This window comes from Psychrobacter sp. APC 3279 (genome assembly GCF_030407795.1).
Lineage (GTDB): Bacteria > Pseudomonadota > Gammaproteobacteria > Pseudomonadales > Moraxellaceae > Psychrobacter.
This window is the reverse complement of the sequence record NZ_JASDCR010000001.1, coordinates 1-10,397: the sequence shown is the minus strand read 5'-3', so window position 1 is coordinate 10,397 and position 10,397 is coordinate 1. Positions and strand designations below refer to the sequence as shown.

The window sequence follows — 10,397 nt, the reverse complement described above, 5'->3', positions numbered from 1 at the left end:
AACGAAGATAATGCTTAACATTGAAGACGCTATGCGGCAGCTTTGAGTTTGTTTTCTGAGACAACAAAGCTGTCCAGTAGTACGATACGTAAAATAAACATATAAAGGACAACACATGAGCTTTAACGGAATATTCGTATGGGATGCCAAGAACGGCAAACCGACCAGCTATAGTGACGCGCAGAACATGGAAAAGCATATATAACATAATGTGCCACAAGAGATCAATCTTGCTTTTATAGAAGGTTAGAAAGAGAACATTGAGTTTTGGTCTTAGACTTTACCTGATACTTATCAAAAGGCCTTTGCTGACTCTTATGATCAAATAATAGAGTACTTAGCGACTTTAGATATTAATGCTATTTTAGCAAGAAAGATAATAATCCTATTCTAGTTATTTAATTAAGTGCGTTTTGATTAAATATATCCTATATTAGGCACGTATCTAAGTGAATATATTAAACCTTCTACATAAGACGTTGCTAAGCATTCAAGCTTTGCTCACAAAGCTAACCAATGATTTGGTACTTTTTTTACAGGAGATTTATGATCCGATTGATAGATTTTACTAGGTGCCAGGAATAAGGGATTAAATTTACTGCAACCAATAGTTAATTTATATTAGAATGTCGCCATCAACAAAAGTTGTATGAATAACTATGAACGTCAAAACTAAATCACCGCAGGCAAAGGCCATACTCTTATTACTGGCTTGTTGTATGGCAGTGCCCGCACATACTTCTACTGGCGAATCATCACCCACTCTAGCGCAGCTTCAACAAGCAGCAGTTCAGCGCAATCCTGAATTAGCAGTGCAAAGAGCTGCACAAGAAGTGGCGGGAGCGGAAGTAGACATTGCTAAGAGAGAATGGTTACCCTCTGTTTCTGCTAATATTGACAAATCTTATGGTAGAGGGTCTGGTAGCTTTTCTGATACCAGAGTATCCAATCGACGCGTCAATGATGCTGGAAAAGTTGGATTTAGTGTCTCCCAAAGCTTATACAATCCCATCTTGAACATCAATATAGAACAGGCGAATCTGAATGCACAGTCAACTGATTTTGCTATTGACCAAACGTATGATGAGCTGACCAATCGTATAGTCTCACTATTTTTAGACATTCTTGCCACACAATCTGAGATGGTTCTTTTGGAAGGTCAGCAAGTTGCTGTCAATGAGCAAAGAAAACAAGCACAGCTAAGCTTTGAAGTAGGGACAGTGTCTATCACTGATGTACGTGAAGCCGAGGCTAAGCATGATCGCATTGCTGCGCAACTATTCGCATTGAAATGGCAAATGCAAGCAAAACAAGCAGAGCTTACAACCTTGAGCGGGGCTAAAATTGAGCCTAGTGCGTATGCATCAAGTATTCAGGCACTACCAGATGTTGCTGAAGAAGATCTTACCTTATGGCTTGCTGCTATGGGTAGTCAAAATAGCTTATTGAAACAGTCTGTTATTGATTATCAAATCGCTACACTCGAAAAAAACAAATTGCAATATAAGCACTATCCAAAAGTGCAGTTGGTTGTAGAAAACAACCGTAACCTAGGTGCTTGGTCTAGTGAAGGGCAAGAGGATTACACCAATAGTAAGTGGGACTGGAGCGCAGGCGTGCAGGTTCAGTTTGGCTTATTCAACACGAACACTAGCAATGCCCAAACGACTAAAGTGCTAGCAACTCAAAATCAGCGTTTTGAGACTATACGCGCATCTCAAGAGCGTTTGAATATAGAGATGCAACAAACTTTTTACCAAATATTAGCGTCTATTGCTGAATACCAAGGGCTAAACAAAGCCAGTGAATCAGCAGAGACAGCATTGCTAGCAAACATGCTGGGTTATCAAGTTGGTATGCGTATTAATGCCGATGTATTGGATGCCCAATCAAAGATATATGAAGTCAATAGAGATCGACTAGTAGCATGGTCTAACAGCTGGCGTAACTATATTAAGCTGAATCAATTGGCAGGTACACTGACAGTGGATCAATTGACTCAAATGGATGACATATTGCGCCAAACTGTAGAAAATAGTAGCGAGCTTGAGAAAATAAATGAATAGTAATCAAGAATCAGCCGTACCTTTACCAGATCTCTTATCAAATTGGCTCAAACGTACTCAAGTCTCAGGACTAGATATTGTAGCGGTAGCGACTCATAAACTACCGCAAGCAGGTAGTTTGGATTTCATTGATGTGTCGACAATGAGTGCATCAATATTCTCTCAACGCCCTAAAAGAACATCAGCATTATTAGCATCATTGAAATCCAAAGTACCTTTGGAGGAAGAGAGTAGCAGTGATACGAAAGTAGAAAGTACGTTGGATGATCTAAATTCAACACTACGGCAAGCGTGGAAATCTCACATTGAGATTATTAGTAATGATCAACCTCTCAAAGTACAACGTATAGATGAGTTAGTATTAATAAGCTGTTTGGTAACACAATCATCAGAAGGAATAGCGTGTATAGGTTGTGTGGTGGCACCACCATTTAACGATCATATGTTAGATACACTACAGCTAAGCTTAGGATGGTTATTCTTTGGCTTTATACGCAGTCAATTTGGTGAAGGAGAGCGTGCTAAGCGGTTACTTGAAATAACGAGTGATGTATTGTCTCAGTCAGATGCTCAGTCAGCGGCTCAAGAGTGGGTGAACCTTACCAAACAATGGGCAACTGATTTAGGAGATGATGGCTTAGGATTTAGCCTATTTAAAGTAAAGAATTATAGTCCTAAATGGTGGGTATCTGCTAACGTATCTTGGGCAGTAAAAGGATCGCCAATGATGCAAGCTGCACTTGAACTTGCTTCCATTGCTATTACCGAGTGTCAGGTACAACAAAATAAACTATGGTGGGCATATCCGATGCACTACCGTGGTCATGTATCGGCAGTATTGGTGGTACAGCAAAGCGATCATGCTGACCCCTTGAATGACAACCTAAAAACGATGTTACAAGCCAATGCTGATTTTATCGAACCGGTTTTTAGACGATGGCAACAGTCTGAGCAAAATTTAGTCGCTCACAGCTATCGAACATCCTCGGGTTTGTTAGAGAAGCTCGTCGGAAAAGGCTATTTGGCGTATAAGTTTTTAGGTTTTATACTAATCCTATGGATACTAGCAGTAACGTTGATTCCTGTTGAGAAAATTATCAATGCACCATTATATTTAGAAGGTGAACAGCGTTATACCATTACAACGCCTCAACAAGGCTACATTACTGAGGTGTTAGCTCGCCCTGGTGATACAGTAAGAGTCGGTCAGACATTAGCAAAGCTTGAAGACAAGGACCTCAAGATAGAAACAGCGGAGCTGGCTAGTCAGCTAGAGCAGGCTGAAGGTCAGTTTCGACAATCTATGGCAGCGCTAGATGCGGCTGCTAGTGGACTTGCTGTGAACCAAAAACAGCAAGTCCAGTCAAAGCTTGATTTGGTTAATGAAAAAATCGCGCGAACCAGTATAAAATCTCCTATTTCAGGCGTGGTAGTGAGTGGAGACTGGCAACAAAAAGTAGGTACACCAGTAGAAGTCGGTTCAGAGCTTTTTCAGGTGGCAGATGTCTCAAGTTATCGGGTAATTATGCATATACCAGATAAAGATATGAGTGAGTTAAAGGTAGGGCAAACAGGGAAAATGAAACTGACCAGCTTACCTGAGCAGACTTATGAATTTACTGTTACTAGATTGACAGCAGTTGCAGAAGTTAAAGATGGAGAAAATGGTTTTGTAGTCGAAGCAAGATTGAATAAGACGCCTATCCAGATCAATCCAGGCATGCAAGGGGTTGGTAAAGTTATAGTGGGTGAAACCAATTTGATTAGTAGCTGGACTAAGTCATTAATAGATTGGATACGACTGAAAGCTTGGTCAATCTGGTAGGATAGCCGCTTACTTATGCAAACCTTATTTTCAGAACATTGGCATCTGGTCAAACACGTAAAACCAAAACTAAGAGAAGCCGTAGATGTCTTTCCTCGACGCCTTCGAGGTAGGTCATGGATATTTTTACATGACCAAGCCACTCAAAAGTTTTTGAGACTAACTCCTGAAGCGTGGATGATCATTAAGCTCATGAATGGCCGAAAGGACCTAGAGGCTATCTGGGAAGAGAGCTGTCTGGAGCAGCAACAATTGCAGCAAAATCAGCGATTTTATAATGATAGCTCAGAAGTCATCAGTCAGAATGATCTAGTGGGTTTACTAGGGCAGTTATATAGCAATGACATGCTACAAACCCAGATGTCAGCAGACTCTACTGAAATTGTGAAGCGATATCGTAAACAAAAATTTCAGGCATTTAAACAATCTTTTTTAAATCCAATAAGTATCAAAATACCTCTATGGTATCCAGATCAATGGTTCAGTCGTCAAACTGCGACCGCCTTGCGCATTTATACTTGGACCTTTTTCGTTTGCTGGTTGGCGGTTATTGTACCTGCTATGTTTTTGGTAACCTCACATTGGGAAGCACTTACTGCCAATCTGTCCGATAGAATTTTATCCACATCGAATTTGTTTATTTTATGGTGCACCTATCCTATAGTTAAAGCGGTTCATGAATGGGCACATGGAATGGCAGTCAAGGCATGGGGCGGGGTAGTACGCGAAATAGGGCTTATGCTAATCATTTTTATGCCAGTGCCTTATGTAGACGCAACCTATTCTTATCGATTTACCTCTAAATGGGTCAGAGCATTAGTTGCGGCGACGGGTGTAATGGCGGAGTTGTTTTTAGGAGCCCTCGCCTTATTTGTGTGGTTAAACGTCGAGTCAGGATTGGTAAGAGCCTTTGCTTTTAATGTTATTTTCATTGCAGGTGTTTCAAGTCTACTGGTCAATGGCAATCCATTGATGCGTTACGATGGATACTATGTTTTGACAGATTTAGTTGAGATCCCCAACTTATCACAAAGGGCTAAAAATTACTGGATTTACCTATCAGATCGCTATATGTTTGGCGCAAAGGATGCCAAGCCTCCTATGGGCTATGACAAAGAGCGTTTATGGTTGTTTGTATATGGCTTTATCGCTCCAATTTATAGGGTGTTCATCATATTTACGTTGATATGGTTCGTCGCTCAAAAGTATTTCTTTGTTGGCATTCTTATGGCAGCTGTATCTGCTTGGATGTCTTTTGGTTTGCCCATATATAAGGGAGTTAAGCACATCTATAAAGGTAACTCTCTTATTAAAAAAAGGGTGCAAGCAAAACAACGTTTTTATCTTTTTTTAATATTAATAATTCTTTTACTGACCGTTGTTCCTTTCCCCTTTTATAGTGTTCAACAAGGTATCGCTTGGTTGCCTGAAAGCAACATCATAAGAGCAAATACTAATGGAACGATAGAATCTGCCGATGTATCAGCCAGTAGCCATATCAATAAATCAGAACGAATTGTATTGTTGAGTAATCGTGAACTTAAACAACAATTTGAAAACGTTCAGCAAGAAATGTTGGCACTAACTTTAAAGATGAGGCAAGCACAATCTACTGATATTCAAAGATTTTACGCTCTAAAATCTAAGTATGATGCATTGGGAAAACAAGAATTGATCTTAAAACAAGAGGTAAATGCTTTAGAAGTATTGTCTCCTAGTAAGGGGGTGTGGTATCCAAAGTCTATTGATAAAATGATTGGAACGTATGTTAAGAAAGGCGATATTTTAGGATATGTAGCACCTAAGCAAACTCAAACTATCAGGATGGTCGTTGAGCAAGATGTCATGAACCTTGTACAAGAACGTTTAAAAAATATTGAAATCAAATCTACTACTGACTTAGAGAAAAGTTATGATGCAATAATTGTACGTCGAACTCCTAAAGCTGCATTTGAGCTTCCATCAGCTGCTTTGGGAATCAATGCAGGTGGTAATATTATTGTAGACCCTAGTGATACTAGTGGCAAAAAATCAGTAGATCGAGTGTTTGATTTAGAGTTATTGGTAAATCAAGATCAGCTTCTAAAACAAGAGCAACCTTTAGGCTTTAACGATCGAGTTTACGTTCGTTTTGATATGGGCTATATGCCCTTAGGCTGGCAGTGGATGATTAAAGGCCGTCAACTTTTCCTTAAGAAATTCAATGTTTAATTCAGTATTATTACGCAAGTTACGTCAAAACCCTTTAGTCCTTTCAGAAGGAGGAAGGGAGGAGAGCAATCCCAATCATCCTAATAAACTCATTAGGACTTTTTCTAATTTACAGTCATTTTATGCAGTAAAAAGTTATAGACGATCACAAGCTACTTCAAGCGCTAAAGCTATTAGGAAACTAACGCAACAATATGCGACTTATGACGACTTCAAGCTACGACAATGTTTTGAATTAGCAATAAAGAGCTTAATCATAAACAAAGATATGACGCCTCAATTAAATATAGCTCAAGCATGTGTGGGTGAAGCTATCTATCGGACATTCGGCTTTTATCCTCATGATGTTCAGTACTTAGGCGCTCGTGTACTCTTAAGTGGGCAACTTGCAGAGATGCAGACAGGTGAAGGCAAGACTGTAGTCGCTGCCATAGCCGCTACTATAGCGGCAGCTTCTGGTGCAGCAGTACATGTGTTAAGTACAAACGAATACCTAGCTACTAGAGACTGTGAAGAGATGACGCCTCTGTTTGATTTTTTTTCTATCTCTAGTGGGTCCATTTCTTCTGAGATGGAAATTGAAGAACGTCAAAAGCAGTATGCTCTCCAAATATGCTATGTCAGTGCTAGTGAGCTTGTGTTTGATGTTTTAAAAGATGAGCTCAATATAACGAATGGAGAAACAAGAGTAAAAGCGAGCTTGAATAAATTCATTCATAATATCTCAAGTAATAGCGATCAGCATATCGTTCCAGCATTACATTTTTGCATTGTGGATGAAGCAGACAGCGTGCTGATAGATGAAGCAAGCACGCCTTTAATTATTTCGCAAGAATCTGAATCTATTATGGAAGAACTTGTCTTGCGATGGGCTTTAGATGAAGCAAGAAAATTAATAGAAAGTAAAGATTTTATTGTTGATTTAGTGAACAATGATATTGAGCTATTAAAGAATTTTGAGCGCAATATATCATTGCCTTCTGAAAGTGTAAGGCCTATGTGGCATACAAAAGCTTGGCAGAAGTTAATCCTCAAAAAAGCTTTAAATGCATTGCATCTATTTCACTTAGATGAACATTATATTATCGCGGAAGAAAAAATAGTTATCGTTGATGAAGCGACTGGTAGACCAATGCCAGATAGAAGTTGGGAACAAGGTCTACATCAGTTGATTGAACTTAAAGAAGGGTTGGATATTTCTAATACAAGACAAACTATCGCCCAAATTACATTCCAGCGTTTTTTTAAGCGGTACATACTTTTGGCAGGATTGACAGGAACTGCTGCTGAAGTAAGCCGCGAGATGTGGAACGTCTACGAGCTCAAGGTATGTATTATACCCCCTAATAGAAAAAACCTTAGAAAGAAAATGAGCACAAACTGTCATTTAACGCAGGATGATAAATGGAAGTCTGTGGCAGATGAAGCTGTCAAAGTGGCGAAAAATGGTCAACCAGTACTCATAGGTACACGTAGTGTAGAGTCTTCAGAAAAAGTACTGGATTTTATCAATAAGAATAATAATAACGAAGGATTAACCATCCATCTTCTTAATGCAAGACAAAATGAGCAAGAGGCCGATATTGTTGCTCGAGCAGGATTAAGCAAAACAATTACAATAGCTACCAATATGGCGGGACGTGGAACAGATATCAAATTGGATGAGACAGCTAAAAATAGTGGGGGATTGCACGTTATTCTCACGGAACATCATGATTCTAAGCGTATTGATAGACAGCTGATTGGGCGCTCAGCTAGACAAGGGAATCAAGGTTCTTACCAAGAGATTGTTTGTTTCAATGATACATTGTTATTTGCTCATAAAAATATTTGGCAAGTCATAGGCAGTAACATATCTTTCCCGATATTGAGAACATATCTATATTCACGAGCAATGAAAACTGCTCAAAATCGTGCACAGCAAAGACAATATGAAATTAGAATGAATACGTTAAAACAAGACCGCACTCGTCAAAAACAAATTGGGTTTATTGGAAAGTTAAAATGATCAACAATGATAAGTTTCGAAATAGTACTGCTGCTATTATTTTTCTTCTGTTTACTCCTCAATTTGCGCAAGCTTCAGGATTTGGGTGCATGTTAAAGCCCATAAAAACTGTAGACATTCGCAGTCCTGTAGTAGGCAGATTAAGTAGTGTGCAAGTAGAGCGGGGCAATTACGTTAAAAAGGGGCAAGTGCTTGCACGGCTAGACAATAGCGTTGAGCAAGCTTCTACAAACTCGGCAAAGTATCGCTCACAGACTCAAGCTCAAATCATTGCTGCCCAAAATCGAGTAAATGCTGCTAGGCAAAAAATGGAAAGAATGAAAATCTTATCCGATGCAAAATTTATGTCTACACAGGCCTTAGATGATGCAAATAACGAATTGAAAGTCGCTGAGTCTGAACTAGATGCCAGTATTGAAAGTCAGACCCTAGCAAAGTATGAGTATAAAACTTCACTATCAGAGTTGAATCGGCGTACTATAAATAGCCCGTTGAGTGGTGTAGTGACAGCAAGGTACTTAGATGCTGGATCGATAGTTAGTCCTACTGATGGTGAGCATCCTATCCTGACCCTTGCACAGACTGATAGATTAAAAGTTCAAATCATTGCACCAGTCAAATATTTTAATCGATTTAAAAAAGGTGGCCTTATAACCATCTCTCCTGAGGCACCTTTTAATCGTCAAATAAAGGCGAAAATTGCTGTTAAGGATTCAGCCGTTGATGCGGCTTCCGGTACTTTTAGCATGATATCTTATATAAATAATCCAGGAAATAAAATACCAAGCGGTATATTGTGCTCAGTGAAGTATTAAGCGTTTGCCATTAGGTATAGCAAAGCATTAAAAGGTAATATTCTAAGTACATAAGCCAAAGCTAGCCAGCTTATGATTAACTTATTGTAAAACAATACTGATTTAGATATTAATATCATCTGAGGAAATGTAACAAGCCTAGTCTGCTTTAACCTCAAGCATTAGTTTGTTTGAGGCGTTTTTATGCTTGCAATATCATATAAGTTTTTGATTCATGATGATTTCATTATAGAAAATTTGATTGGCTTATTCAGTTCTACCAAACTGGTACTAATTTTTAAAAGCTTATATTTCCAGTGGCCAAGATGCATTCAAAGCGCTATCGGCAGCTTGCTTGCTACATACTTCTCAATCAGTGATGAAGTCTGCTGTGAGTTCTTCATAAAAGGCCATACCTGAATCAGACAGTACAAAGTGCTGAGTGATAGGGTTTTCAAACATGATTTGGCGCTCAATTAGAGTCGATTTAATGCTTTTGAAGAGATCTTCATTCATACCAGCTCGTTGTAGTATTTCTACAGTATCTGGTAGTAATCCAATCTTATCAATATCAGAAATCATTAATCCACCTGAAGCGGAACTGAGTTTATCAATCTTATAATTATGTGAGGTGACGTACTTACCTATAATCAATAGCAAACAATATGCTTTCATTGCAATTTCAGTTTTGCCTATATCATAGGCGTTACCTTTAACTATATAAATGAACTCTGTGTTGGCAACCAAACTAAAGCCGCACATATCTGAGCTATGCTGACGAAACCGTACAACTAAACTTGGTAAACTAAGCGTATTAACTGGAGTTTACCATGACCAAGAAAGTAAGAACCTACAGTGACGAATTTAAAGCAGAAGCCGTTAAGAAAATAGCAGACAATAACGGTAATGTTTCAGCCACAGCCAAGCAACTTGGCATAGCGATGCAAACGTTATCGAACTGGCAGAACAAAGCCAATCAAGGCAAGCTTATTGGCACAGAACAATATGATCCTGACCTTATGAGTGCTCTTCAAGAAATAAAGCAGCTCAAGCGTCAGCTCAAAGTGGCTGAAGAGGAGCGCGAGATTCTAAAAAAGGCGACCGCGTACTTCGCGAAAAACAGCCCGTAAAGTACGCTTTTATCAAAGACAATCGTCAGATATTTAGCACCACTACTATGTGCCGTGTATTAAGCGTTAAGCCCTCAAGCTACTACGATTGGCTAAGTCGTGACATCAGCGAACAGCAGGTACACCGCAATCAGTGCGAGCTACTAGTTAAAGCCGCTCACAGTGAAATGAAAGAACGTTATGGCGTAGATCGATTGCATGCTCATCTAAGCAAACAAGGCCACAACATTAGCCTGTATATGGTTAGAAGCATCAAAGAAGAATACGGCATTAAATGCCGTCGTCACAAGCGCTTTAAAGTCACCACTGACTCTGATCATAACAAGCTGGTTTATCCAAACGTGCTGGATCAGAAGTTTGATG

Annotated in this window: 6 protein-coding genes and 1 pseudogene; 6 read left to right on the top strand and 1 reads right to left on the bottom strand. The window is 39.3% G+C overall.

Annotated features, from left to right (window positions below; genetic code table 11):
• The first annotated feature begins 659 nt into the window (after nucleotides 1-659).
• Genes QL898_RS00035 through QL898_RS00015 form a run of 5 tightly spaced genes read left to right on the top strand, consistent with a single transcriptional unit; the run spans nucleotide 660 to nucleotide 8,925 of the window.
• Nucleotides 660-2,066, top strand: a complete 1,407-nt coding sequence (locus QL898_RS00035) for a TolC family protein (RefSeq protein ID WP_290175368.1) — start codon at nucleotides 660-662, stop codon at nucleotides 2,064-2,066.
• Nucleotides 2,059-3,891, top strand: a complete 1,833-nt coding sequence (locus tag QL898_RS00030; RefSeq protein ID WP_290175366.1) for an efflux RND transporter periplasmic adaptor subunit — start codon at nucleotides 2,059-2,061, stop codon at nucleotides 3,889-3,891. Before QL898_RS00035 ends, QL898_RS00030 begins: the two co-directional genes overlap by 8 nt.
• A 15-nt stretch (nucleotides 3,892-3,906) precedes the next feature.
• Nucleotides 3,907-6,102, top strand: coding sequence for a hypothetical protein (locus QL898_RS00025; RefSeq protein WP_290175364.1), 2,196 nt, complete (start codon nucleotides 3,907-3,909; stop codon nucleotides 6,100-6,102).
• Nucleotides 6,095-8,110, top strand: a complete 2,016-nt coding sequence (locus QL898_RS00020) for a hypothetical protein (RefSeq protein WP_290175362.1) — start codon at nucleotides 6,095-6,097, stop codon at nucleotides 8,108-8,110. The genes QL898_RS00025 and QL898_RS00020 overlap by 8 nt, the downstream gene beginning before the upstream one ends.
• Nucleotides 8,107-8,925, top strand: coding sequence for an efflux RND transporter periplasmic adaptor subunit (locus tag QL898_RS00015; RefSeq protein WP_290175361.1), 819 nt, complete (start codon nucleotides 8,107-8,109; stop codon nucleotides 8,923-8,925). The genes QL898_RS00020 and QL898_RS00015 overlap by 4 nt, the downstream gene beginning before the upstream one ends.
• 348 nt (nucleotides 8,926-9,273) lie before the next feature.
• On the opposite strand, the gene QL898_RS00010 is transcribed toward QL898_RS00015, so the two are convergent.
• Nucleotides 9,274-9,486, bottom strand: coding sequence for a hypothetical protein (locus tag QL898_RS00010; protein ID WP_290175359.1), 213 nt, complete (start codon nucleotides 9,484-9,486; stop codon nucleotides 9,274-9,276).
• A 248-nt stretch (nucleotides 9,487-9,734) separates the two neighbouring features.
• Here QL898_RS00010 and QL898_RS00005 point away from each other — a divergent pair.
• Nucleotides 9,735-10,397: pseudogene (locus QL898_RS00005) on the top strand (transposase); the annotation flags it as partial.